Origin of the sequence: Bradyrhizobium sp. B097 (assembly GCF_038957035.1) — a bacterium.
Lineage (GTDB): Bacteria > Pseudomonadota > Alphaproteobacteria > Rhizobiales > Xanthobacteraceae > Bradyrhizobium.
This window is the reverse complement of record NZ_CP152412.1, coordinates 3,116,875-3,140,667: the sequence shown is the minus strand read 5'-3', so window position 1 is coordinate 3,140,667 and position 23,793 is coordinate 3,116,875. Positions and strand designations below refer to the sequence as shown.

Annotated in this window: 31 protein-coding genes; 13 read left to right on the top strand and 18 right to left on the bottom strand. The window is 62.1% G+C overall.

What is annotated here, in order from left to right:
* Positions 1–285: 285 nt before the first annotated feature.
* The 7 genes from AAFG07_RS14575 to AAFG07_RS14545 form a co-directional block, all read right to left on the bottom strand.
* Entirely contained in the window at positions 286–714 is a 429-nt protein-coding gene (locus tag AAFG07_RS14575) for a GNAT family N-acetyltransferase (protein ID WP_342729158.1), read from the bottom strand.
* A gap of 87 nt (positions 715–801) precedes the next feature.
* Positions 802–1,095 carry a hypothetical protein gene (locus tag AAFG07_RS14570; protein ID WP_207831445.1) on the bottom strand — a complete coding sequence of 98 codons (294 nt, stop codon included), beginning with the start codon at positions 1,093–1,095 and terminating at the stop codon, positions 802–804.
* Positions 1,096–1,099: 4 nt separating this feature from the next.
* Positions 1,100–1,336, bottom strand: a complete 237-nt coding sequence (locus tag AAFG07_RS14565) for a hypothetical protein (protein WP_342727875.1) — start codon at positions 1,334–1,336, stop codon at positions 1,100–1,102.
* A gap of 299 nt (positions 1,337–1,635) precedes the next feature.
* A complete protein-coding gene (locus tag AAFG07_RS14560; RefSeq protein ID WP_342727874.1) occupies positions 1,636–2,343 on the bottom strand; it encodes a hypothetical protein in 708 nt (235 codons plus the stop codon).
* A 96-nt stretch (positions 2,344–2,439) separates the two neighbouring features.
* Positions 2,440–2,706 carry a hypothetical protein gene (locus tag AAFG07_RS14555; protein WP_342727872.1) on the bottom strand — a complete coding sequence of 89 codons (267 nt, stop codon included), beginning with the start codon at positions 2,704–2,706 and terminating at the stop codon, positions 2,440–2,442.
* A gap of 219 nt (positions 2,707–2,925) precedes the next feature.
* A complete protein-coding gene (locus AAFG07_RS14550) occupies positions 2,926–3,180 on the bottom strand; it encodes a hypothetical protein (protein ID WP_342727871.1) in 255 nt (84 codons plus the stop codon).
* A gap of 1 nt (position 3,181) precedes the next feature.
* Positions 3,182–3,343 carry a hypothetical protein gene (locus AAFG07_RS14545; protein ID WP_298362999.1) on the bottom strand — a complete coding sequence of 54 codons (162 nt, stop codon included), beginning with the start codon at positions 3,341–3,343 and terminating at the stop codon, positions 3,182–3,184.
* 714 nt (positions 3,344–4,057) lie between these two features.
* Here AAFG07_RS14545 and AAFG07_RS14540 point away from each other — a divergent pair.
* The gene (locus AAFG07_RS14540) at positions 4,058–4,243 is read left to right on the top strand and encodes a hypothetical protein (RefSeq protein WP_173637755.1); all 186 of its coding nucleotides are present in this window, start codon (positions 4,058–4,060) and stop codon (positions 4,241–4,243) included.
* Positions 4,244–4,344: 101 nt separating this feature from the next.
* Here AAFG07_RS14540 and AAFG07_RS14535 read toward each other — a convergent pair whose 3' ends face one another.
* Positions 4,345–4,647, bottom strand: coding sequence for a hypothetical protein (locus AAFG07_RS14535; protein WP_342727870.1), 303 nt, complete (start codon positions 4,645–4,647; stop codon positions 4,345–4,347).
* A gap of 196 nt (positions 4,648–4,843) precedes the next feature.
* Between AAFG07_RS14535 and AAFG07_RS14530 the strand changes: the two genes are divergently transcribed.
* Positions 4,844–5,104 (top strand): hypothetical protein, encoded by a 261-nt coding sequence (locus AAFG07_RS14530; RefSeq protein ID WP_342727869.1) that lies wholly within the window; start codon positions 4,844–4,846, stop codon positions 5,102–5,104.
* A 29-nt stretch (positions 5,105–5,133) separates the two neighbouring features.
* Here AAFG07_RS14530 and AAFG07_RS14525 read toward each other — a convergent pair whose 3' ends face one another.
* Positions 5,134–5,487 (bottom strand): phasin, encoded by a 354-nt coding sequence (locus AAFG07_RS14525; protein WP_021080362.1) that lies wholly within the window; start codon positions 5,485–5,487, stop codon positions 5,134–5,136.
* Between the two features lie 228 nt (positions 5,488–5,715).
* On the opposite strand from AAFG07_RS14525, the gene AAFG07_RS14520 reads away from it, so the two are divergent.
* On the top strand, positions 5,716–5,901 hold the full coding sequence (locus tag AAFG07_RS14520) for a hypothetical protein (RefSeq protein ID WP_050419149.1): 186 nt from the start codon (positions 5,716–5,718) through the stop codon (positions 5,899–5,901).
* Between the two features lie 13 nt (positions 5,902–5,914).
* On the opposite strand, the gene AAFG07_RS14515 is transcribed toward AAFG07_RS14520, so the two are convergent.
* The 3 genes from AAFG07_RS14515 to AAFG07_RS14505 all read right to left on the bottom strand — a co-directional run bounded on the left by AAFG07_RS14515 (position 5,915) and on the right by AAFG07_RS14505 (position 8,585).
* Positions 5,915–6,070: a hypothetical protein gene (locus AAFG07_RS14515; RefSeq protein WP_342727868.1), complete on the bottom strand. Its 156-nt coding sequence runs from the start codon at positions 6,068–6,070 to the stop codon at positions 5,915–5,917.
* A gap of 196 nt (positions 6,071–6,266) precedes the next feature.
* A complete protein-coding gene (locus AAFG07_RS14510) occupies positions 6,267–7,400 on the bottom strand; it encodes an alpha-hydroxy acid oxidase (RefSeq protein ID WP_342727867.1) in 1,134 nt (377 codons plus the stop codon).
* A 165-nt stretch (positions 7,401–7,565) separates the two neighbouring features.
* Positions 7,566–8,585, bottom strand: coding sequence for a DJ-1/PfpI family protein (locus AAFG07_RS14505; RefSeq protein ID WP_342727866.1), 1,020 nt, complete (start codon positions 8,583–8,585; stop codon positions 7,566–7,568).
* Positions 8,586–8,627: 42 nt separating this feature from the next.
* Here AAFG07_RS14505 and AAFG07_RS14500 point away from each other — a divergent pair, with 42 nt between their 5' ends.
* The 4 genes from AAFG07_RS14500 to AAFG07_RS14485 are packed head-to-tail and all read left to right on the top strand — an operon-like array spanning position 8,628 to position 11,752.
* A complete protein-coding gene (locus AAFG07_RS14500; protein WP_342727865.1) occupies positions 8,628–9,362 on the top strand; it encodes a hypothetical protein in 735 nt (244 codons plus the stop codon).
* Positions 9,362–10,654 (top strand): MFS transporter, encoded by a 1,293-nt coding sequence (locus tag AAFG07_RS14495; protein WP_342727864.1) that lies wholly within the window; start codon positions 9,362–9,364, stop codon positions 10,652–10,654. The genes AAFG07_RS14500 and AAFG07_RS14495 overlap by 1 nt, the downstream gene beginning before the upstream one ends.
* A 25-nt stretch (positions 10,655–10,679) precedes the next feature.
* The gene (locus AAFG07_RS14490; protein ID WP_342727863.1) at positions 10,680–11,435 is read left to right on the top strand and encodes a YqcI/YcgG family protein; all 756 of its coding nucleotides are present in this window, start codon (positions 10,680–10,682) and stop codon (positions 11,433–11,435) included.
* The gene (locus tag AAFG07_RS14485; RefSeq protein ID WP_092115609.1) at positions 11,432–11,752 is read left to right on the top strand and encodes a cupin domain-containing protein; all 321 of its coding nucleotides are present in this window, start codon (positions 11,432–11,434) and stop codon (positions 11,750–11,752) included. Before AAFG07_RS14490 ends, AAFG07_RS14485 begins: the two co-directional genes overlap by 4 nt.
* A gap of 23 nt (positions 11,753–11,775) precedes the next feature.
* On the opposite strand, the gene AAFG07_RS14480 is transcribed toward AAFG07_RS14485, so the two are convergent.
* The 5 genes from AAFG07_RS14480 to AAFG07_RS14460 all read right to left on the bottom strand — a co-directional run bounded on the left by AAFG07_RS14480 (position 11,776) and on the right by AAFG07_RS14460 (position 15,899).
* Positions 11,776–11,958, bottom strand: a complete 183-nt coding sequence (locus AAFG07_RS14480; RefSeq protein ID WP_092115610.1) for a hypothetical protein — start codon at positions 11,956–11,958, stop codon at positions 11,776–11,778.
* 361 nt (positions 11,959–12,319) lie between these two features.
* On the bottom strand, positions 12,320–13,582 hold the full coding sequence (locus tag AAFG07_RS14475) for a CoA transferase (RefSeq protein ID WP_342729157.1): 1,263 nt from the start codon (positions 13,580–13,582) through the stop codon (positions 12,320–12,322).
* Between the two features lie 305 nt (positions 13,583–13,887).
* Positions 13,888–14,310: a GFA family protein gene (locus AAFG07_RS14470; protein ID WP_342727862.1), complete on the bottom strand. Its 423-nt coding sequence runs from the start codon at positions 14,308–14,310 to the stop codon at positions 13,888–13,890.
* Between the two features lie 357 nt (positions 14,311–14,667).
* Positions 14,668–15,243, bottom strand: coding sequence for a DUF6456 domain-containing protein (locus AAFG07_RS14465; RefSeq protein WP_342727861.1), 576 nt, complete (start codon positions 15,241–15,243; stop codon positions 14,668–14,670).
* A gap of 95 nt (positions 15,244–15,338) precedes the next feature.
* Positions 15,339–15,899, bottom strand: a complete 561-nt coding sequence (locus AAFG07_RS14460) for a GcrA family cell cycle regulator (RefSeq protein WP_342727860.1) — start codon at positions 15,897–15,899, stop codon at positions 15,339–15,341.
* 127 nt (positions 15,900–16,026) lie between these two features.
* Between AAFG07_RS14460 and AAFG07_RS14455 the strand changes: the two genes are divergently transcribed.
* The 3 genes from AAFG07_RS14455 (at position 16,027) to AAFG07_RS14445 (ending at position 18,423) form a co-directional block, all read left to right on the top strand.
* Positions 16,027–16,665 carry an XRE family transcriptional regulator gene (locus AAFG07_RS14455; protein ID WP_342727859.1) on the top strand — a complete coding sequence of 213 codons (639 nt, stop codon included), beginning with the start codon at positions 16,027–16,029 and terminating at the stop codon, positions 16,663–16,665.
* Positions 16,666–16,826: 161 nt separating this feature from the next.
* Positions 16,827–17,102, top strand: coding sequence for a hypothetical protein (locus tag AAFG07_RS14450; RefSeq protein ID WP_173637767.1), 276 nt, complete (start codon positions 16,827–16,829; stop codon positions 17,100–17,102).
* 166 nt (positions 17,103–17,268) lie between these two features.
* The gene (locus AAFG07_RS14445) at positions 17,269–18,423 is read left to right on the top strand and encodes an OpgC domain-containing protein (protein WP_342727858.1); all 1,155 of its coding nucleotides are present in this window, start codon (positions 17,269–17,271) and stop codon (positions 18,421–18,423) included.
* 10 nt (positions 18,424–18,433) lie between these two features.
* Here AAFG07_RS14445 and AAFG07_RS14440 read toward each other — a convergent pair whose 3' ends face one another.
* On the bottom strand, positions 18,434–19,738 hold the full coding sequence (locus AAFG07_RS14440; RefSeq protein ID WP_342727857.1) for a glycoside hydrolase family 3 N-terminal domain-containing protein: 1,305 nt from the start codon (positions 19,736–19,738) through the stop codon (positions 18,434–18,436).
* 245 nt (positions 19,739–19,983) lie between these two features.
* Here AAFG07_RS14440 and AAFG07_RS14435 point away from each other — a divergent pair, with 245 nt between their 5' ends.
* Genes AAFG07_RS14435 through AAFG07_RS14425 form a run of 3 tightly spaced genes read left to right on the top strand, consistent with a single transcriptional unit; the run spans position 19,984 to position 23,787 of the window.
* Complete coding sequence (locus tag AAFG07_RS14435; RefSeq protein ID WP_342727856.1) at positions 19,984–21,465, top strand: DUF4173 domain-containing protein; 1,482 nt, start codon at positions 19,984–19,986, stop codon at positions 21,463–21,465.
* A 28-nt stretch (positions 21,466–21,493) separates the two neighbouring features.
* Positions 21,494–22,198, top strand: a complete 705-nt coding sequence (locus AAFG07_RS14430) for a response regulator transcription factor (RefSeq protein ID WP_342727855.1) — start codon at positions 21,494–21,496, stop codon at positions 22,196–22,198.
* Positions 22,195–23,787 (top strand): ATP-binding protein, encoded by a 1,593-nt coding sequence (locus AAFG07_RS14425; protein WP_342727854.1) that lies wholly within the window; start codon positions 22,195–22,197, stop codon positions 23,785–23,787. The genes AAFG07_RS14430 and AAFG07_RS14425 overlap by 4 nt, the downstream gene beginning before the upstream one ends.
* Positions 23,788–23,793 lie beyond the last annotated feature (6 nt).

Sequence of the window (23,793 nt, the reverse complement as noted above, 5' to 3'; positions counted from 1 at the left end):
GCGCAAGCCTGCGTCCGGCGAAATTCAAGGCGCAGAACTCTCAACTGCCGCCACCGGGCGTCCGGTGACGGGAACGCTCTCAGCCATGTTCGTCCGCGCGGGACGCGGCACTCTAGCATTCTCCCGCCCAGGATTCGACGCGCGGCCAAGCACCGGCCAACGACGGTGGCTTGCCGAAGGGTGCGGCCTATGAACCAGATACGCCAAGAAGCCCGGCGGCCAATCGACCACCGGGCGCTCTACGTCGTCGAACTGTCGGCAATGGTCACATCCACCTCGCAGGATCTAGACGAGCTCCTTCCGCCAATACAGCGTGTGCTGCCATGCCCAGGGCGAGGCCGGTTCGAAGAGCCGATACCCCTGCCGGATGAAGTTATTGGCCGAAAAATGATTGTCCGTCGTATCCGAGACGATCGCTTTCCAGCCGGACCGCCGCGCTCGCGCTTCCAGCGCGCGAGTGAGCCGCACTTGCAGGCCATGACCGCAGTGCGTCATCACGACGCCAACGCGGCATAGATATCCGGCGTTGGCAACATGGGTTGACGGAACGACGCCCGCGAATGCAATCGGTTTCAGCCCACGGAAAGCAATCCACCAATACCCCTGCTCGAAGTCGGGCACACGAGTCCCATCGCAGAAGGTCAGCCGATGAAGCTCGGCGAGCGCATCCGCGACCTCTTCGTCCTGCGGATCAACCTCGCGTATCCTGTACATTGTTCGCACCTCGAGATTCTGTTGTCCGCCAGGGTACTTGGCGCTCCAGTCTGGAGAGAGACGCACCCACTCCAGCTGCAACACGAATTACTTTCCGAGCGTGGCTTTGATCCCCAACCAAACGGCGCCGAGAAAGCCAGTAGCGATCACGGTGATCACCGCCTTGAAAGTATAGCTTTGCGCCTGCTCCACGCTCTTTCGCCATCGCCGGAGGTGCTGAAAGTCCGCGCGCAATTCTCGTCGGTCCCCCTCCTCAAATCCAAATGAAGTCAAGACTGTCGCAATGGTCTTGACCACAACGGCATCGATGTCGCTTCTGCGCACCCGATCTTGCTCGATCAGCGTTTCCATCACGATTGCTTTGACATCGGCTTCACGCATCGGATCACCGTCGTATGATGTGGGCGACATTCTCAAACGTACGCTTTCCGAAGTAGAAGCCCATGATCATGCCGGCCCAGGTGCTCACGTCTCCAGCGAGTTGCGGCGTCGTCCCAAGGCCGAGAACCTTGTCCCAGATCACGCATTTTCCCGACCCCCGGCCGCCAAATGCGCCCTTGTATCGCGCCGGCCGAAGCAGCGGCTCGAACACTTTTGCGGTTGGAATTTTCAGGATCGACAAGGCGGCTCTCGGTAAGGCAAAACGACTCGCACGCCCGCCTGGTGGCGAGCGGCGATCATCGGGCTTGAACTGTCATTGACGAGGGCGCGCTCTGGTCAGGCCGGCAAACCAGTCGGTCAGATTGCTAATCGCCGCGCGCCGCGCACGATTTCAGCATTCCTGTGCAGAGTTTTTGAAGTCTACGTTGGGTCAAAAGCCGCAAATGGCTGCCAGATCGGTCAGCGCCCGCTCATCTCCACTGAGTCGACCCTGCAGCGGCCAAGGAGACTTTGGTATATAAGTCAGAAGCGGACCTTCGATCATTTGACTGGCGCAGCGTTGACGCTCCACGTTCCGTCCGAACCTTGGGTCAAAACCACGGGCTTCTTGTCGGGGCTCTCAAGCTTGATCGTCTTGTCATCGATCCACGCAACGAAGGTCGCTTTTGCAGGTAAGGGAGTCTTGCTCTCTTTCGATGTCCAAACTGGACGCTGCTTTTTGCCTCGAACGTCGAGAATCTCAAAGGTTGTCTCGTCCTCGCCGCCTTCCTCGGTGAGCACTAAATTCCCGTCCGGGGAAAATTGAGGAAACACATTTCCGAAATCGAGCTCGCGACCTGTCCTTCCCTCGATAGCCATGCATTGACCACCGTCCGCTCCATGGTCACAAACGACGAAAATGCGTGTCGATGGATAGAAGTCGGCAAGGCCGTAACCAAATCCTCCTTCACTCCTTCCGAATCCGTTCTTGTTATCGAATATTTTGCGACTGCCGTTATCCATGCGAAGAACGAGAGTGTTGCCTCGCATTGCGGCCAGCGGCCCCGCCAACGCCACACACCATGCATTGAATTCCGCTGTAGCGTCGCGTGAAAACGACTCGTTGCAGGTTTTGACTCTCGACGCGGGCGCACCTGTTTGTTCAGAAGATTGCTCGGCACTCGCCAGCAAGGGCGCATCGACAAGAACGACGAGACTTGCAAACAAGAGAACGAAATTTCGCACCGTTGCCTCCCCCTTGGCAGCCATTTACCACCAGATCGATTCAAAGGTCGAGAGGAGCATTGTCATACTCACCGCCCGGAGAGTTCGAAGATGCCTCTCGGCCATGGCGACCAACATACATCACCCCACGAACCATAAAACCGCTGCCAGATAGAGCGCGCAGATGACAAGGCCGATCCCGCTGGCGACACCCGCCCCTAGCTCCAGCCGCCCAAAGCTGTCCGGCCGGCCGCCCAGCCAACCATACTCCCCTTCGTCATAACTATAGGCGGCTACCCGAATGCGTCCCAACGAGACCACTGGCAAAATGAGCCGCGCCACAGTGCATCCAATCACGTCAACGACGAAATAGAGGAACATCGCAACAAAATCTTGGACAATCCACATTGGCCCCCTCGCCATGGCGCGCTCTGCCTGGACACGCATGATTGATATCATACCGGCTAGCACGCGGGTAAGAGCACTCCCGCAGTACCGGGCACACGATGCGGCGAGTGGCCACGATGGCGGTCCGGGTTCTCGATGACGTGATTGAACGTTTCGGAAAGACGTTCAACGAAACAACTCAAGTGATCCGTTGGGCTGGATGAACCGCGGGCGCGGCTCTCAGGGATTTTCGCCCTCAACCTCCTCGGGCTCAACGATGATCCGCTCGATGCGGTGCACAAGTTCGAGCGCTCCGTCTCCGTTCTCGATCGCCTGCGGCGCTTTGCCCCAGCCGCGATCGAGGATGGCGTTGGCAGCCGAGACGCGGGCAGCCGGAGTTGCGCTGGTCGATCGCATCACGCCGACCAGTGCGTTGAGTGCGCTTCGTGTATGGCTCCGCGCAAGTGAGCGGATCTGCGTGATCGTCTTTGCCAAGCTATTTCTCCTCCCAATCGGACGGGAGATATTCGCTCGGAGCCGTATCGACATCATGCGTATCAGGATCGGGCAACGCCGAGCGAAATGCGATCGTGGGAAAATCCGTTCGCTCGCCTTCGTGACGCGGACGGGGAATGAACTGTATGATCTCTGCGCTCATGTAAACTCCGACAACGCAATGGCGATCAGGCCCGCGAGTGCGAGCGACATCAAATAAGCAGTCATGCGAACCTCGTTGATCGGCCGTCCGCGCGCGATGTGGCCATCGAATGGAATGTGCGGCAGATCGCGCAGCGGGCGGCGATCTTTGGGGCGCGAACCTTATCCCTGACGCGTGGGGCCGCGGGCGGCGCCGGCTTTCGCCGCGCCGCAGGACCGGCGCGTTCGCGCGCACCGGCCAATTTTGTGCTCGTTTCAATGGGTTCGGACGGCGGCTCGCTTGCGACGCTCAGGCGACGGGCTGGGAGGATGTGGCGTCGTGACGTTGCGGCCGCCGTCCGATTGGTGAAACGGCAAAGAAAAAGCCCGCCGTGGATTGCTCCGCGCGGGCTCAACAATTTCTGATTTTCGGATTATGCCCCTGAGTTGCCCGACGTGTCAAACGTTTTTGCGAACTAAATGCGATCGGTAAAATGTGATGCGTCGGCTTCGACGACGGGAAACCGCTTTGACCGAAACTCTGCGCATGATCCGGAATCGCAACACGAGCCGGCGCCGATCAGCCGTATGCTTGTTGCGATGATGTCAGTGTGCCGCTGAGTTGCCCGACGCGTCAAGCGGACAAGCGCTCACGACAGTTGGATCAACATCAGGACAGTTTTTGGCTCGCGTCGGTCGACCCGCGCCGCAGTTAGATTGCAAGGAGGAAGCGCCGATGTATTTCGTTGCTGCCGTGCTCGCGGTCCTGTCCGGCCTGTTCTATGCAGCGGGCCATCATGAGATCGGCTCGATCGGTGCCACCATGTGCCAGTATGGCGGTATCTTCTGCGACAGTCCGGTGCTGGTTCTCGTCGGTGCCGGGTTCGCCGCGGCGTGGGGCATGCTCGTCAGCGTTCGCTGATCGTCCCGCAGTATTTCGACTATAGCTTTGTGCCGCTGATTTGCCCGACGAGTCAATTCCTGCACTTTGCGTCGGATGCAACCCTCAAGAACGCCCCGCATCTATTGCGGTGTACTCGGATTTGCCGGCTGAGCGGGCTTTGGGCCGGGTGGATCAGGCTCAATCGGTGTCTTGGGCTCGGTCGGCATCACCTTTGCGCCCGCCGCGCGTGCCGCCTCGCCCGTCGTTGAGTGGTTGGCGGAAGCGGCCGGCTGCACCTTCGGCTTGCTCCACGGACCGTGGTCGACCATCAGCATGCCCAGCACGCCGAGGATCGCAACCAGGGCCGCGATCAACAGCGGCGTTCCGCCGTGCCGATTTCGATGCTTGACCGAACGACCATCCGATATGCCATAGGCCTGCATTGTCATCATCGTCTCCTCCACGGAAACAAGCCGCAACCGGCGTGTAAGTTTCCGGTTCCGCGATGTGAAAGCGAGGCATGTTGCTGGAACCAATCCGCAGCTGCTGAATTTCCCCGATATGTGGACGTCGCCACGCGCACGCGCGGATAGCTTGGGTAACGGCCACCCCACCGTTATTGAAATCGCGGCACGGCAGATGAGCTCTGAAACACCCGAGTCTCCGCTTCAGCCCACACTCGGTGATCGGGCGATCGACACCGCGACGGACGTTTCGCGTACCATCACGGAAGTGTCGGACGGACTTCGAGCGGCGGCCGATCGCCTCAGCGACGCGATCGCAACCTCGCGCCGGCCGGGCGGCGTCCTCGCCACCGTGAGCGCGGTCACGCGCGAAGCGCCGCTCGCAAGCCTGTTCGTCGCGTTTCTGCTCGGCGTCGCGGTCGCACGCCGGCGCTAGTGGCCGCCCCGCCGCGAAGGCCGCCTGCCCTAGAACTTGCCCTTGGTGGCGTCCTTGGTGGCTGACATCACGCTTCCGCTGATCTGGCGCATATGTTCGCCGGCATTGGTGAACTGGCTGCGCAGAAATTCCGACTGGATCCGCATCGCCTCCTGCAGATCGGTCGCGTGCACGAGCTTGCGCGCATGCTCGAACGCCGCCTTCATGTTCTGCTCGGTGAACGACAGCGCCTGCTTGGAAATCTCGGTCCCGGTGCCCGGCATCGCCGTCATCGACTTGCTCGCGGCATCAAAGAACAGGCTGAAGGCCTGCTCGGCCTGGTCAATGGTCTTTTCCGCCAGATCGCGCAACTCGGCGGGAACTTCAAGCTTCGGCTCAATCATGATCGCGCCCCCTGAAAAAAGCGTCTGCCGAGGTTAGCATAGATTGTGACGGCGTCAGCGCCGTATCGCCAAGCCTTGAGAGGCCCACTTGTTGCAGCCAAGGAAAATTTACCTAGCAGCGACTGCGCTGCACCGCAGGCCGATTCCAATCATGTCAGCACTGTGGCATAGTGATTCGGCCTCGTCGTTGGTCGCGTTCGCGTCTCTTGTGGGGAATAAGGGGATCCGATGCTGCGCGCCGTTCGTCCAACACCGACCTGCACCCGCTTCAAGACCAGCATAGAGATGCCGTGCATGAAGTGCGGCACGCAAATGCGGCTCGCCTTGATCGAGCCGCGCGACCAAGTCTACGACGTGCTGACCTATCAGTGTGCGCCGTGCAATTCCGGCGAAAGCTTCCTGAACGCGCGCTAGGCTATCGGCCCGTTCAGTCGTTCAGCACCGCGGCCCCCGCCTCCGTCAGCTCGGGCTGGTCGTCATACAGTTCGACCAGACCAAGTTCGATGAGGACGCCCAGATCCTCGTCGCTGACCGGCGACAGTTTGAGCCGGCCGGCCTGGATATCGCGGAGTGTCCAGCGCAAGGCGATCGCGCGCTCAAGTGAAAATTCAGCGAATGGATTGTTTGCCATTCGCTTCGACTAGTGCGGCATTTGGATCAGACTTTGTCTTTGCCGCGGCGGCTTCATGGACACCACTGATTGACGGCGAGCCGGCGCGATCGAGGTGCCCGGCGCCCCGATCGCGTCATCACTCCACATGTCTTCGCAGCGGCGCGGCTCAGTAGCGGTAGGGGTCGATATCGAGCAGCGGGAATGCGCTGAACACGCTCGGCAGATTGGTCGGCGTCGCCGGATGCAGATAGGACTTGTCCAGTTCAGCGAAGCTGGTGACGCCGAGCAGACCGAGGCAGCGGATCACCTCGTCCTCCAGCAATTCCAGCATCCGGACGATGCCGGCCTCGCCGGCCGCAGCGAGCGCCCAGCATTGCAGACGGCCGATCCCGACAAGGTCGGCCCCCGAGACGATGGCCTTGACGATGTCAGTGCCACGGCAGATCGAGCCATCGACCATGATCTTGGCTCGGCCCGCGACGGCCTGAACGATCTCGGGCAGGACGTGCATGGACCCGCGGCCGTGGTCGAGCTGCCGTCCGCCGTGATTTGAGACATAGATCCAGTCGACGCCGTGATCGAGGGCGATCCTGGCGTCTTCCGCGGTGGCGATCCCCTTCAGGATGAGCGGGATCTTGAACTTGTCCTTGATCAACTTCACCGTCCGCCATTCCAGCCCCTTCTGGAAATCGCCGCCGGTGGCGCGGATGCGGCTTTCGCGGACATAGCGCTTGGCGATATCGCGCTCACGCCGGCTGTAGTGGGCAGTGTCCACGGTGAGGCAGAACGCGGCGTAGCCGTTGTCGATGGACCGGCTGACCACATCCTCGACGAACGCATCGTCGCCGCGCACATAGAGCTGGAAGATGCGCAAGGCGTCGGGCGCCGACTTGGCGGTATTCTCCAGCCCCGGCTCCGACACCGAGCTCAGCATATGCGCCGCGCCGAACGTTCCCGCTCCGCGCGCGACGGCTGCGCCGGCGTCCGGATCGAAGATCTCGAGTGCGCCGACCGGGGCGATCATCACGGGAAGCCGGAGCTTGCGGCCGAAGACCTCGGTGGATGGATCCACATTGATGACGTTGCGCAGCACGCGCGGCCGGAACGCGATCTCGTCGAGCGCCATTCTGTTGCGGCGCATCGTGGTCTCGGTTTCCGAGGCGCCGACGATATAGTCCCAGGCGTTCTGGTTCAGCCTGGCGCGGGCCTTCTGCGCGAATTCGTGCAGGTTCTGGAATTCCTCGCCGCTGGCACCGAGTTCGACGTTGCGCGCCTGCTGAATGGGGGTCCCGTCATTCATGGTCGTTTCTTCTCCCGATTTGGCCGGCACATTAGCCGCAGACAAACTGGAAAAGCTACCACCTTGACCCACGAAACCGGCCAGCGAAGGCCAGCTATTCGCTTGTGAGATGGATCGGGTTTCGACGCGAAGCGGCCGCCTCCGAACTGAGCCGTCCGACACGCGCTAGCTGCCCGAGAACCGGTTTCGGTACTCGGTCGGCGACACGCCGAGGTGGCGCAGGAAGGCCCGCCGCATTCGTTCGTCGTCGCCAAATCCCGCGCGCTTGGCAACCTCGACCACGCCGCCGATCTGGCGGCTTTCGAGCAGCAAGCGCGCGGTCTCAACGCGCAGCGCCTCGACACCGCTAGCAGGTGTCATGCCGGTGCGGTTGACATAGGTCCGGGCAAAGGTGCGCGGCGTCATCCCGGCCTTTTCCGCGAGGGTCTCGACCTTGAGGTCGCTCGTGATGTTCTCGATGATCCAGGCATGCAGCGCGCTGAAGCGTCCCTCGACGTCCGACGCCTGGGCCGCAAGGACGGTCGAGAACTGACTCTGACCGCCCGGCCGCTTCAGAAACACCACAAGTCTGCGCGCGACATCGAGCGCGATGGTGTGGCCGAAATCCTCCTCGATCATCGCGAGCGCCAGATCGATGCCGGCGCTGACACCCGCCGACGACCAGACATGTCCGTCCTTGACGAAAATCGCATTGGGCTCGACGCGGATCTCGGGAAAGCTGTCCTGCAAACGCGGACAATAGCGCCAGTGCGTTGCAGCACGCTTGCCGTCCAGAATCCCGGTCCAGGCCAACGCAAATGCGCCGAGGCAGACTGATGCGATACGGCGCGCCTTCGGCAGCGCCTCCGCAATCCAGTTCATCAACTCGGCGTCGTTGCGGATCTTCCAGATGCCGGGTCCTCCGGGGATCACCAGCGTGTCGACCTCGGCGGGCGCAACTCTGGCGATCGGCGCCGTGTCGATCATCATACCGACATCGGTCGGCACCAAGCCGCCTGAAGTCGACAGATAGGATAGCGAATAGTCCGGCCCGGGCAGTTCGATCGCCTCCAGCTCCGCGAACACCTGAGCCGGCCCTGAGATGTCAAGCAAGGTCACGCCCGGAAAGGCAACGATCGCGATCCGCCGCGTCGCTTTCTTGTCGCGCGGCTCGGGCCGGGGCGGCTTGGCAGTTTTCGAGGGCATATTGTCCTTTAAGCCATTCGAGGCTGCCCTGTATAGCTTGCAATGGAATTCTGGAGTTCTGCCATGTCGCGAAATCTGGGCAGCGGATACGAGGCGATCAAATCGCCTTGGGCGGATTACGCGATCTACAGTCTACCCGATGCCTCCCGGATCGAAGCCTGCGACCGCCAGCCGCTGATGGACGCCATGAACGGCATCATTGCTGTCAACTGGCAGGCCGCCGAGCCGCATTGGACGGCAACCTCCTCACCCTTCGACCAGAAGTACAGCCTGATCCTGGTCTATGACGGCTCCGGCCTCGTGGCCTTCTCGGTCTACCGCATCCTGCAGATGTCGGCCGGACTTGGAATCTATCGCAGCGGGACAGAAGTATTCCCTGCGCATCAGGGCCGCGGCCTCTACGGCTTCTTTACGGCGGAAGTTCTGAAATGCTCCGGCGCCGCCGAGAGGGCCAACGGCAACGTGCTCTACGGCTGGCGAACCCGCAATCCGATCGTCTGGGCAGCGAACGCTAAAATTTGCGAAAAAGTTTCTCCATCATTGCTCGATGATGCGCAGGACCCGGCGTTGCAGGCGGCCTGTGTCGAGATGTGCACCTCACTCTATCCGGGCAAGCCGCTCGAGCTGCCCGACATGATCATGCGTGGCGCTTACGGCCACATTAAACACCATCGGCAGGCCTATCGTGGCACCGCGTCGCTGGTCGATGCTGCGATGTCGCGGAAGATTCCGAATTCAGCAGATGCCCTGTTCTCGGTGGGTTACGCGAGGGTGTGATGTCGATGCTCGGACAACAAGCCGTTTACGCCCCGACGTCGCGCTTCACCGACCGCGCCTATCTCGCCTGGACGGCGGTGGCCATCGCCTACGCCATTGCTTTCCTGCAGCGGGTGTCACCGCAATCTGTCAGCCTCAGTTTCATGCACGACTTCAACACCGATGCGGCCGGTGTTGCAATGCTCGCCTCGAGCTATTTCTGGGGCTACACCTTGATGCAGATTCCGGCCGGCCTGCTGGTCGATCGTTACGGCGTCAAGCGCGTCGTCCTTCTCAGCATGATCGCCTCGTCGCTCGGCAGCGCAGCGTTCGCGCTGGCGCCTAACCTGCTCGACGTTTTTGCTGCGCGCCTGATTGTCGCCTGCGGCGATGCGTTGGTCTTCACGGCACTCCTCAAGCTCGTGGCACAAAGCTTCGCTGACGAGCGGTTCGGCATGATGTCGGGCATCTCGCAGGTCTCCGGCTATGTCGGAGGCGTGATTGCGACCACGCCGCTGGCAGCCGCCGTCTCGGGGTTCGGCTGGCGGGCCTGCTTCCTGTTCATCGCCTGCATTGGTCTCGCCAACCTCGCCTTCGCCAAGCTCGCGCTCAAGCCTGATCCGGCATCGCATAGCAACAAGACGCTGAAGGGCGTCGTGATCGCTGCGCGGCAATCGCTGGCCCATATTGCGAACTGGGGCTGCGCGATGACGTTTGCGTCGCACTTCGCAGTTGTGACGACGCTGTCGGGCGTCTGGGGCATTCCGATGGTCGCCCACTTCTTCCATATCTCCCCGACCGCTGCCGGAACGCCGCTGCTCGCCTTCATGATCGGCAATGCGCTCGGCTCGATCTTCCTCGGTCACGCTGCCGATCGTGCCGCGGCGGCGCTCGACCGCGCATTGATCGGCATTTGCGTATTGCGCATGCTGCTGATCGCGATGCTGCTGCCGCAGGTCGCCCGGACATTTGGTCTCGCCTACGTCACCGTCGTGTTCACGGCCTTGGGGCTCGTCGCCGGCGGCACCGTCCCGCTGGTGCTGAAATGCGTGAAGAAGCTCTACACCTCCGAACTGATCGGTGTCGGCGCTTCTGTGAACACCACCGCTGCCGGGATCTTCGCCGGCGTCTCGCAGCCGATCATCGGCTTTGCGATGCTTGCCGCCAGCAACGCCTCCGGAACCGACGCCGTGCACAACACGGCCGCGATCGGTGACGGCGGCTACAGCGCCTTGATCGTCATTCTGCTTCTCATGTCGCTGCCAGGCATTGCCGGGCCGTTATTGATGAGAAGCAAGTTGATAGCCTGTTAGTGTCGTTATGAGTGTAGGGGGTGTTATGGAGCGCTTGTTCTTGAGAAAAGGCGAAGTCACGTCAAACTTTCCGGTCAGCAGCTGGCAGAGCGTGATGTTCTCCGAGTTTGAAGCGCAGATGAGCAGCGAGGCAAGGCCGTTCCCTTGCGTATTCGGGGTGACCGGACATCGCCAGGATCAGCTCCGCTATCTTTTCCTCGATCCGTATGACGTTGCTGTACTCGGCGAGCAGCTCGCACAATATGTTTCGGAGGCGCGCTCGTTCGGCCCCAACACCTCGTTAATCGTGTTCACGCGTCCCCGCCCCGTGCAGACGCTCGATGCCTATTATCGCAAGATGTGGCTGACGCTCGACCAGCTCGCACGCCTGGACAAGAACCCGTGGCCATCAGAGATTCCGGAACAGATCGACCACCCGATGTGGGAGTTCTCGTTTGCGGGTGAGCCCATTTTCGTCGTGTGCACGACGCCGGCCCACGTGATGCGCCAGAGCCGTCGATCCAGCGCCTTCATGCTCACGTTCCAGCCGCGCTGGGTGTTCGACAAGATCCTCGGGACGGAAAAGGCCGCGACTGCCGCGTTCGCCGAGGTGCGCAAGCGCCTGATCCCGTACGACAGCGCGAGCCCCTCTCCGCTTCTTGGCCGTTACGGCGCGACCGATGGCCGCGAATATCTGCAGTACTTCCTGCACGACGACAACAATGCGAGCGGAGGCTGCCCCTTTGCCAAGCTCGCGCAGAACACGACGCCAGCTATCGCGAACAAGGAACAGGCAGCATGACCCAAATCATCGCGGGCACGAAGACCGAATTTGCCATCGATCCGGAGATTCTGAACCTGCTCCCGGCCCAGGGGTCCGTCGAGCTGCAGCATGATGCAGCCGGCAAGGTGCATCACTTCCATACCCATCCGGTCGATGAAATCCTGATGATCATCAGCGGCCGGTTGAACTTCATCTGGGACGGCGGTGAGCGGGTCGTCGGCGCCGGCGACACCATCCTGCTGCCTGCCGGCACCCGGCATCAATCCGAAGCGCTCGAGGGTGGTGCAATCTATGTGATCGCGACACAGCCGCCCGCCAGGCCAATGAACAACTGACATCCAGGAAAAACGCGAACACCTCAGGACAGTGAGGGATCGCGCGGCGGCTCAACCGCCAAACGTTCGACCAGCTCGATGACCTCGGAACGCTGGTCGGGCGCAAGTCGAAGGAAAGCCTTCAACAGTCGCAGGCTTTCCAGTGTTTCGCTCGATGGAGCTCCGAGCTTGTTCTGCAGCTCTGCAACGTATGTGGGATTTTTCATCTCGCACCTTAAGTGAGGATTACGAATGGCATACCCAGGTAAACGTGAAGGCTTGGCCCAGAAGGTCGACACCGCAGCGCAAGAGGCCGAACGCCTTGGCCTAACCACGGCAACCCTCATACTCCGGATGGCCCGTCTCGAAATTGATCGAGCAGAGCCCGAGGAAGTTGAAAGTATGCCAAGGAACAACTTGCGCAGCAAGCCGAACTGAGTTCCCGAACGGGCCAGTTCCGGGTCGAAGGCCGCCGGCACGCGGTGGGGGCCCGTGACGTCTGAACGACATCTTGCGAGGCGAGAGGCTTCCCTCTCGCCTCAGGTCAGGTGGTTGGCGCGTATCTGATCTTTGGTTCAGGCCAAACGGCTAGCCGGTGTTGCCTGGCTTGCCGAATGCGCCTGCCTCGGCCAAAGCGGCGATGCGCCGGTCGTCGTAGCCGAGCGTCTTGCTCAACACATCCCGGGTGTGCTGACCGAGCAGCGGAGCCGCAACGGGATCGACCGTCGGCGTCAGGCTCATATTGACCGGCGACTCGATGTTCGGAACCGAGCCGGCAGTCGGATGCGCGATCTTGCTCAGGCGATGACGATCACGCACCTCGGGTGCGTTGAAGCCTTCCTCGACCGTACGCAGATAGCCAACCGGAATATTGGCCTTCTTCATCTTTGCCATCCAATGCTCGAGCGTATCGCTTGCAAACACGCTGGCGATGATGGCGCGCAGCTTCTCCTTGTTGGCGGTCCGCGCCTTGCGCTGAGCAAACTCGGGGTCGGTGACGAGATCCGGGCGCTCGAGTACGTCGGTCACAAGCCGGCGATAGAGCCGGTCGTTGGCGCAGGCCATATAGAGCGGACCATCGGACGCCCGGTAGACGCCGACGGTCGGCGAACCGTTCGGTGAGTTACCGAAACGACCGGGGTTGTTGCCGTTGATGAGATAGGCCATGCCGTAGAAACCGGTCATCGACACTGCGGTGTCGATCAACGCGACCTCGACCTGCTGCCCGCGACCGAGCCGATCCCGCGCAATCAAGGCGAGCAGGATGGCGTTGCAGGCCGACATACCGGTTGCCATATCCACGATCGGCGGCCCGGTGCGCACCGGTTCGCCATCCGGAAAGCCGTTGAGCGACATGAAGCCGCTTTCGGCCTGCGTAATTGGGTCGAAGCCCGGGCGCAGCGCGAAATCACCCTTGCGGCCATAGGCGGAGATCGAGCAATAGATCAGCCGCGGATTGGTCGGCGACACCGACGCATAGTCGAGATCGAATTTCTTCATCACGCCGCCGGAGAAATTCTCCACCACGACGTCTGCCTTGGCAATCAACGCGCGCGCGACTTCGAGCGCGGCCGGATTGTTGAAATCGAGCGCAATGCCGCGCTTGTTGCGGTTGAGGCTCAGATACGCTGCGCTTTCCCCGCCAATTTCAGCGTGCTCGTAAGCTCGCGTGTCGTCACCGCCGTCCGGATTCTCGATCTTGATGACCTCGGCCCCGAAATCGGCCAGCGTTTGCGTGCAGGCCGGGCCGGCGACGACGCGGGTGAAGTCGACCACCAGCAGGCCATCGAGCGCCGTCGGAACTCCCTCCCCGCGCGGCGCGCGCCCTGGCAATTCTGGTTTGGTCATGATCCGGCGCTTCCTCTGTTATTTTGTCAGGCGAAATACGACGGCCCTTGCCAGGACCGGCACTGCCTGCCTTTTAGCGGAAGGGCGTCACCAAAACCAAACCCGGATTTTGCAGGGCGGGACCTTCGCCTGACATGGCTGTCACGGGCGAAGGAGATCCCGCAGTGCCGGCAGCGCCGACACGGTCAAACGATTCGAATGTCGAGGAAACCCGCCGGATACCGGATCTGTCAGCGCGTCCGGCGAGGGGAAGAATGGACATCGGCGGGTAGCGACGCGCCGTCGCCACCCGCTCGAGAACCGTCGCGCTATTCGGCGATCACTTCGCCGGAGCCGCCGAACTCGGCAGGAAAATCCTTCAGCTTCGGCAGGCCATCGCGTATCGGCAGCACCGCCTCCGAATAGTTGACGTGAACGCCGGGGCTGAACTTCAGCGTCGGGATCGTTGCCGTGAACACGTCGACGAGCCCAAGCGTCGGATGGTTCGTCATCAGATGGCCGCCGCACTTGGTGCAGTATTTGCGCTGGCTCATCGCGGTCTTCTCGAACGTCCCGACATGATCGGTGCCCTTGGTAACTTCGACCGCCTCGGGCTTCCAGAGGCTGAACGCATTCACTGGGCCGCCGGACCAGGAACGGCATGAACGGCAGTGGCAGTAGCCCATCGCCTCAGGCTCCCCAGTGACCTTGAGTTCGACGGCGCCGCAAAAGCAGGTTCCAGTGTGATTCATCGCTCGGTTCTCCCTAGGGTGAATTGATCGGAGGGTGAATTGATCAGACTCCGCGCCGGCATCGACCCACGTTACTCGTGATGTTCGCGATGCAGGATAAGATCAAGGCGGACTTGGCCGCTGCGCACCCCCTCGTGGACGTACCAGACCATTCCCCGCACCAGAAGCAGTCACACTGCGCTCCAATGCGGGCAGGTCGTCGATACGAGCGAAGTTACATGAGAGTCCGCGCGGCTGTCGACCGTCTTCGACGCAGATCAGGACGAACTCAGTGTGAGGCAAAGCACAGTGCCGTGATGAATCGCTGCCGCGCCGGCTGCCTGTGCGGCAACCGGCGCGTGAGCACGTCACTTCAAGTCAGCATTGACGGTCCTTCACGGGAACCTTGTTCGGCGTGGCAAGGCCGTACATCAGCGCCAGCCGATCGAGGCATTCCTTGAGGCGCCGCGCAAAATAGTCCTGCCAGCGCTGCGTACGCAGTCCGCGCCGCTGCCCCACCTGCTCCATGGTCATGCCGAGGATCAGGACGTCGTGCACCAGTGCCGAACCGTCGGCACCAAGCTCGTGCTCGGCGCGATTGAGGCGCAAGGTCGCCTGGCGCTGCCCCTCCGTGATCGGCTCACGTTGCTGACCGCCGTCAACATATTCACGCGTCGTATCCACCGCGCGAGGGCCGCGCTCGGCCTTCTCCCAATCGTTCTGGAAGGCCCGGCCGCTCCGGTACTGGGTGTCGTCGATCTGCCGGTGTGCATGCAGCCGGCCTAGCGGATCGTTGCGGATCGAGCGAAAGGCAACGATCTTCTCGCCCGGCTCGAGCGCGAGGGGATCGTCGATCTCAACGGTCGCCACCTCGGCGTTGAAGGGCAGATCCTGGGAGCGCCGATCATGTGTTGCAGCGGGATCGTACGGTTTCCGGCGTTTTGCGCGCGGCATTGGTGACCTCCGAAATGTGTGATGAAAGCGCGCGGCGTTGTCCGCGCGACCGCGGTTGTGTGGACCGACGTCGATCGGTCGGAAGATGAGCGGCCTCAGATGGCCCCGATGGCTTGAAGCCAGGCGTCGTTCAGTACCGGCCTCGTCGATGCCTCGGGATCGCGGCTCAGGTGAAAATGCGGGGTGCAATAGCTCGAGCCCGGCCGGCGCGGGTGACCACAGAAGGTCATGGTTTCGCCGTCGGCATCCCCGCCATAGGGATAGCGGCAGTCTCCGCGCTTGAGGTCGAACAGAGAAAGGTGCCGTGACGCGACCGCCGCGCAACGAAGTTGGGGCATCTCCACCGTTTCGGTGAAGCTTTTCGGCCAACGAAGCAGATCGGACTTCAGCTCGGCCCGCTCTTCACGCAGGCGCCCGATCCTCGGTGGCTCCGGCAAGGCCGGCTTGGGTGGGTCGAGGTGGCCTGGCAGGGACGGCTCCGGCCGATCGAGGCCCGCCAACCCCATGCGCTGCGCCCGGCTGAGGGCCGCGTTGCGTGTATAGGCCGTGCTGAAGGTTGCATTGATCGTGTCAGCGATTTCCGAATAGGACAAGCCGCGCGCGCGCAGGTCCTGCAGGGCAGCCGAATGCTCCGGCAGCCAGTTCACCATATCCATTCCAAATTCCCATTTTTGTCATTCCGCCGGCGCCTCGCATAGCTTCCGATATTCCGAAGAAAAAGTCAAGCTTGAATTCTGATAATCGTAACGGTAAGAGTATGTCCAGCTTTGGAGAGGATGAAACATGCTGGACGCGGCACTTATCGAACGAGCACTGGAAAAAACGGGAAAGAGCAAGGGCGGGCTTGCCCGCGCAATGGGCGTTCGGGCCGGAGCGGTGTCCGAAATCCTGTCGGGAATCCGCTTGATCAAGGCATCGGAGATCGCCCCGATCATGGAATACCTGGAGCTGAACTCGGTGCCGATCGTGGGCCGGGTCGGCGCCGGCGCCTCGATCCAGCCGGAGCTTGAGCAGGTCCCGCCGGAGGGTCTCGGCGAGATCGAACTCCCGTTCCCGATGACGGAGGAAACCGTCGCTTTCGAGGTTTCAGGCGATTCGATGCTGCCGAAATACGAGAACGGCGATGTCATCGTGGTGTATCGCGAGCAGCGCTATCCGCTGTCGAGCTTCTACGGAGAGGAAGCTGCGGTCCGGCTGAAGAGCGGCGAGCGCTATCTGAAGACGATCGAGCGCGGCAGTTCGTCCGGCACGGTCAACCTCAAGAGCTTCAATGCCAAGCCGATCAACGGCGTCAAGCTCGAATGGATCGGCGAGATATGCGTCACCCTGCCCCGCGGCCAGATCGAAAGGCTGCGTGGCAAGACGGCGGCGAAGGGCCGCAAATCCGCCCGGGCGCAGGGCGGACGGTCGTCCGAGAAATAGCCGCCCGGCTGCAGGGGCCGGCCTGACCGATTCGGGTGCCTTCGGCCCGAATCGGTCGGTGCGACCGCGCCCGAGTTCCGATTATCGTCAATTTCCCTTGACATAATTCCGATTATCGGAAATAATGGACAACGAAAGTCAACGCATCGAGCCGCCAGGCAATGCAGTATTTTGTTGTGATGATCGACTATGGCCGCCGTGGCCGCGAGGCGATCGTCGATCCCGAAATGACGCGGCGCGAGGTCATCTCGCGGGTCGCGTCAGGGGAATACACCAACATCAGCTTCATCCACGAGGTTGCCGAGTGCTCGGTCGAGGATATCACGGACGATATCCTCGCGGAGGCCGCCCTGCCGGAGGTCGCCCCGACCGGCGCAAACCTGCAAGCCAATACACTGGATCACGCCCGCGACCTGCGCAAACACGAGCCGGTCTGACCGCGCTCACGCGGTGATTGCGAAAACGTGATCTTTCTTGAACCGGCCACTTGGCCGGAACCCGAAACGGACTAGATAGGGTTCACGCAGAGTCTATTCGGACCGGGCGTGGGTTCCCATTAGATTCGCGAAATCGTTTTCTCGGGCCGGCAGATTTCAGTTTCAGATGACTTCGACAACAAACGCCGAGATCGCGAGAGCCGATGGCGATCTCAGGATCGCGCTGCTGCTTGGCATCGCAAACTGGTTTCTGTTCCTGGATCACGTTCCGCACAACGTCGTCAGCGCGCTGACCATGCGCAATTTCGGCTTTAGCGGCGCGACCGACCTTTTTGTGTTCATCGGCGGCTATGCGGTGACGCTCATCTACGCCCGGATGGCGCTGGAGCGCGGATTTGTGGTGGCTGCAACCCGGATATTCAAGCGCGTATGGCAGCTCTATGCTGCCTATATCGTCCTGTTCGTGATCTATGTCGAGTTGATCAGCTATGTCGCCACGCGGACCGCGGCGCCCGAGATCATCAGCGAGTTCAACATCACCGGATTCATCGACCACCCGATCCGGACGCTGATCTACGGCTTGTTCCTGCAGGCCAAGCCACTCAATCTCGACGTGCTGCAACTCACTATCGCCCTGATGGCCTTCCAGCCGTTCGTCGTATTCGGATTGCTCTACGTGCCGAACGCAACGCTTCTCGCGTCCGTGGCGGTTTACGCTACCGCCCGCGTGTTCGACTGGAACCTGACTTCATATCCGTACGGAGATTGGTACCTTAATCCGTTCTGCTGGCAATTGCTGTTCGTAATGGGTGGCTGGCTCGCGCTCATCGGCACGCGCTATGCACCCGCGATCCGCGCGATGCAGGCCGTTGCCGCGCTGCGCGCCATGGCGTCGCTCTACCTGCTGTTCGCGCTGACGATCGTCTCCAGCAGCGATATCCCGGCACTCGCCCAAATGATGCCGAGCGGACTGAGCGACATGCTGCTGCAGAACGACCGGGAGGATGTCGCACCTCACCGCATCCTGCATTTCCTGACCCTGACATTCCTGTTCACCTGGTTGGTGCCGCGCGACTGGGGACATCTGCGATCTTACGCCCTGCAGCCGATCATCAAATGCGGCGAGGAATGGCTGGCCGTGTTCTGTGCAGGCGTGTTCCTCTCCTTCGCCGCGCACCTGATCTTGATCACCGGCCCTTACTCACTGACAAGGCAGGTCGCGGTCAGCCTCGCCGGTCTCGCGGCGATGACGGCTGTGGCCTACTACGTCTCGTGGTCGAAGCAGCAGGACAACAAATCAGCGGTCGGCGCTCATTCCTGAATCCATCGATCTAGTCGACCAGCAGCGCGCGCCTTAGCCGCGTCTCGCTGTCGTGCAGCATGGTGGTATCGAGGCCCCCTCGCGCAGCAGCATCCGTCGCGCAATCGAACAGGCGGTAGAATTGCAACCCGTCATAGGCGACCAACAACAGATCGACGCCCGCGTTCAACGCCTCCACGACTGCGGTGCAGACATCGTGCTGATAGATCGCGCCCATCACCAGATCGTCCGTCGTGACGATGCCCTGGTAGTTCCAGCTCCTGCGGATCAGCCCGTCGACCACGGCCTTTGAATGCGACGCCGGCCGCCCTCGGTCGAGCGCATTCACCGCGACATGCCCGACCATCAGGCGCGCATCGGTCGACGACAGCACGTCGCGGAACGGGCGCCAGTCCGTCGCCTCCAGTTCGCTGACCGGCGTACCGAGATCGGCGTTGAAATGATGCGTGTCGGCGCGCACGCGGCCCAATCCCGGAAAGTGCTTCACGGTGGCATTGACGCCCGCGGACTCGAGGCCATGGATGTAGGCGCCCGCGATCGCGCTCACCTTGCCCGGATCGTCGGAGATCGCGCGCTGATTGATCAGCGTATTGAAATCGAGCCGGTTGTGCTTCGCCGCCGGCCGCAGGTCGAGCACCGGCGCAAAATTCAGGTTGATGCCAAGCGACGCCAGCTCGCGTCCATGGATGCGCCCGAACTCCTCGGCTTTCGCCTTTTGCTCATCCGGCGCCAGCTCGGCCAGGGAAGCCAGTGCGGGCAGTCTCGTGAGTGGCGGTGCCAGATGCGAAACGATGCCTCCTTCCTGATCCGTCGCGACCATCAGAGGCGGCAGCCTCGCGGCCCGCCGCCTCGCTTGTAGTATGGCGATTTCCGCCTTCAAGGCGTCAGCCGTCCTGCCGGCGACGTTGCGCCGGGTGACATAGATGCCCGCAACGAACCCCTTCTCCACAAGCGGTGCGACCTCGTCGAACGACCGATAGCCGATGACAAAATGCTGCCCCAGCGACCGCGCGAGGACCGGCTCAGTCTGGAGAACGCGATGCTTCCGCACCTCGAACACACCATGCGCGGCGACCATCGCGAGCGGCGGCAGACACCACAGGATCACCAGGGGCCTTCCTGACCGCGTCCGCCTCCGCCACGTGGCGCCGCGGACCAGCATGAACGCGACGGCGATGCTTGCGAGCACGACAAGAAGATTGCCCGTCCCGCGCAACGGGACGAGATAGGGATCGTTGTTGTTGACGCCGGCCAAGACGAATGCGAGCCCGACGATCCAGGCCAGGGCAATGCCGACGCGCTTGATGATCTGCATGGAGACGACGGGTGAACGAACCGAACGTATCGTCCGTATCAGACCGGACTCGCCACAGCGAGCGGACAAGACCGCTCTGCACGCAATCTGCATAACAATCCTGAACTCCTGCTGATCGCCTTCCCGTTGTCTGCACGCGGCCAACCCAAGGTGCGCCATGCCGCAACCAGGATCGCGTTCGCACACCCGCCGATGACGTCAGCGCGACCGCCGAAGTCCACACGTCCTTCAATCCAGAGGTCATCATGACAAGCCTAGAGTCACCGGAAGCCGAGACCCACTCGATTGGTTTGCCGCCAGCCAAGACCGCCGCCGCGCTTGCGCTCGCCGCGCTGGCCGATTGGTTGTTCTATGATCAGAATGCCGGACTCTCGGTGGTCCTCTTCGCCTTCGCGCTGGCCGGCGTGTCACTGGCCGCCAACTTCGGTCTCGTCGCTCGCCACAGGCTGCCGATCGCCGGCGCGATCGTTGTGGCCGGGCTACTCCCTGCCCTGGAGGAGGTCAACGCAGTCTCGCTGGCCTTCGCCATTCTTGCGCTCGGCACCGCGCTTGCTCTGATGACCAATCCCTGTCTCGACAGCCTGACCAGGGGAGCTGCCTCGCTGGTGGATCTCTTTCTGGTCAGCCCTTTCAGGTTGTTCCGGGACGTCGTCAGCGCATTCGACCTGCCGGGTCTCACCAGGGGGTTCATCCTATGGTTCGTGCCATTACTGCTCGGAACCGTGTTTGTCGTTCTGTTCGTCGCAGCCAATCCGGTGCTGGAGATATGGATCAGCCAGCTGACCCCCGGCAATCCCGCCGCCAGCCTCAGCCTCGGTCGCACGCTGTTCTGGATCCTCGTATCGGCGCTGGTCTGGCCATTCGTCCATGTCAAATGGCGGCGCTACACCAACGTCGTGCGCAACGGACCGCGATCTTCCGCGCAGGGTCCGGCCGAACCCGATCATTTCATCGACTTGTTCGGCGCAGGCACCATCCTGCGCTCTCTGATCCTGTTCAACTTGCTGTTTTCGATTCAGACAATTCTCGATGCGATCTATCTCTGGGGCAACGCAACGCTTCCCGCCGCCATCACTTACGCGTCCTACGCCCACCGTGGCGCCTATCCACTGATTGTCACGGCGCTCCTGGCCGCGGCCTTCGTTCTGGTCGCGATGCGGCCGGGCGGCCCGGCCGAACAATCGCGGGTGATCCGACCGCTCGTCTACCTCTGGGTCGGGCAGAATGTTCTACTGGTGATCTCCTCGATGCTCCGGCTTGATCTCTATGTCCAAACCTATTTGCTCACCTACTGGCGCGTTGCGGCATTCGTCTGGATGCTGCTCGTCGCCGTCGGGCTGATCCTGATTCTGGTGCGCATTGCCCTGCGGGCATCGAATGAATGGCTCGTCCGCGCCAACCTGTTGGTACTGACCATCGCGCTCTATGTCGGCTCTCTGATCAATTTCGCCGCCGTGATCGCCGACTATAATGTCAGTCACAGCCGCGAAGCCTCGGGCAGCGGCGTCAGTTTGGATATGGACTACCTGATCCAGCTCGGCCCGAACGCGCTTCCGGCCATCGACCGGGCGATCCAACTGCGTTACGCCAACCCGGTCCTTGTCTCTCGCCGCAATAGCCTTGTAGAACAGCAACGCCAGCAGATGGCCTCATGGCGCGGCTGGAGCTTTCGCGGCTGGCGGCTTCAGCGTTTCCTGGACGGGCGGCAGAGCAACGCGCCGGGATAGTCGAAGCGCCGGTTTTCGGAGACGACTCGTGACGCACCGCATCCTCATCGTCGACGACGACCTGCATATCCGCGAGGTCATCCGCGTCGCGCTCAAGAAAGCCGGCATGTACGTGGCCGAGGCCCGCGACGGCAAGGAGGCGCTGGCCCGGTTTGCCGGCGAGCGGCCGGACCTGATCGTGCTCGATATCGGCATGCCGGAATTCGATGGCCTCGAGGTTTGCCGCGAGATCCGCAAATCGTCCGACGTGCCGATCCTGTTCCTCTCCGCCCGTGACGACGAGATCGACCGCGTCCTCGGCCTGGAGATCGGCGGTGACGACTACGTGACCAAGCCGTTCAGTCCGCGCGAGCTCGTCGCGCGGGTGAATGTCATCCTGCGGCGCCTGAGCCCGCGGAAGGCGGAGACAAGGACAGAGACTGGCGTGCTCTCCCGGGGACATCTCTCGGTCGATCCCGAGCAGCACGTGGCGGCATTCGCTGGCGTACCGCTGCGCCTGACCGCGATCGAGTTCGGAATTCTGCGCGCCTTCCTGACGCGGCCAACGGCGGTGTTCAACCGCGAGCAGATCATGAGCGCGGCCTACCAGCTCAACATCCAGGTCTCCGACCGCACCATCGACAGCCACATCCGCAACATCCGGGCCAAGCTCGCAGCCGTGAACTGCGACAACGTTATCGAAACCGTTCACGGCGTTGGCTTCAAGCTCGGTCGCTGCGAGCAGCAAGCATGACATCGTTCCGCGCCCGCCAGAAGTGGCGACCGTCGCTTGGTCTGGTCATCTTCACCGTGCTTGCCTCGGTCGCGGTCCTGCCGCTGATGGGGCTGTTTTTCTTTCGCCTCTACGACAATCAGCTGATTCACCAGACGCAAGCCGAGCTGATCGCGCAAAGCCGTGTCCTTGCCGCGATCTACGCCGAACACGTGAAGGCACGGCTTGGCGACGGCATCCCGCTCAGCGCCCCGGTGCCGCCGGAGGCGCTGCCTGATCGCGGCGACCAGGTGACGCCGATCCGTCCCGCGCTCGATCTCGCCGGCAACGACCTGCTGCGGCGGCGGCCCGACGCGCTGCCGGCGGCGAAGCCGGCGGATCCAGCCTATGTCGAGATCGGTACCGCGCTCATGCCCATCATCCTGGAGACCCAGAAGGTCACTCTGGCGGGCTTCCGTATTCTCGATCCGCAAGGCGTGGTGATCGCCGGACGCCAGGAGGTCGGGCAGTCGCTTGCCCATATCGAGGAAGTGGCCGCGGCGCTGGGCGGCCAGTATAGCGCCGCGCTCCGTATCCGCATGCCGGACAAGCCGCCGCCACCGATCTATTCGATCAGCCGCGGCGTCGGTGTCCATGTCTTCTCCGCGATGCCCGTGATCGTCAACGATCACGTCGCCGGCGTGATCTACACGTCGCGGACGCCGAGCAACATCTTCGATCATCTCTATCAGGAGCGCGGCAAGTTCCTGCTCGCCACATTGGCCGTGCTGCTGGCGACCGTTGCGATCGGGCTGATGTTCTCTCGTACGGTCACGCGTCCGATGCGCGAGCTCGTCGATCGCGCCGTGCGGATCGGCCGCGGCGACCGTAATGCGTTTCAGCCCCTGCAGCACTATGGCACCCGCGAGCTGGCCCAGCTCTCCGACAGCTTCCTCGACATGGCCCAGCAGCTGTCCCGCCGTTCCGACTACATCGCCACCTTCTCGGCACACCTGACGCACGAATTGAAATCGCCGCTGACATCGATCCGGGGCGCGGCCGAGCTGCTGCTGGATTCGCTTCAAAGCAAGTCGGACACGCTGACCCGATCCGAGCAACAGAGCTTCATCTCAAACATCCTTGGCGACGTCGCGCGGCTCGACGCGATGAGCCAGCGGCTGCGCGAGCTGGCGCGCGCAGAGAGCGCTCCGCAGAACGAGCAAACCTCACTCTCTGGCGTCATCGCGAACCTGAAGAGCCGCTTTGCGCAGCGGACCATCGTGGCCAACGGCGACCTCGACCGCCCGATCGGAATGTCCGGCGAGAAGGCGCTGATCGTGCTGGCGCATCTGTCCGACAACGCGTTCCGTCACAATGCCAAATTGGTGCAGCTCGAAGCGACTGCCGAAGCCTCGACCGTCAGGGTGACGGTGAGCAACGATGGCGACCCGATCTCCAACGCCAACAGCGACAAGATCTTCGATGCCTTCTTCACCACCCGCCGCGATAGCGGCGGCACCGGCATGGGCCTCGCCATCGCGCAAGCCGTCATGGTGAGCCATGGCGGTACGATCCGTCTCCTGCCCGGCAGCCAGGGCGTCGCTTTCGCGCTGGAGTTTCCCGCGGTCTAACCGGCG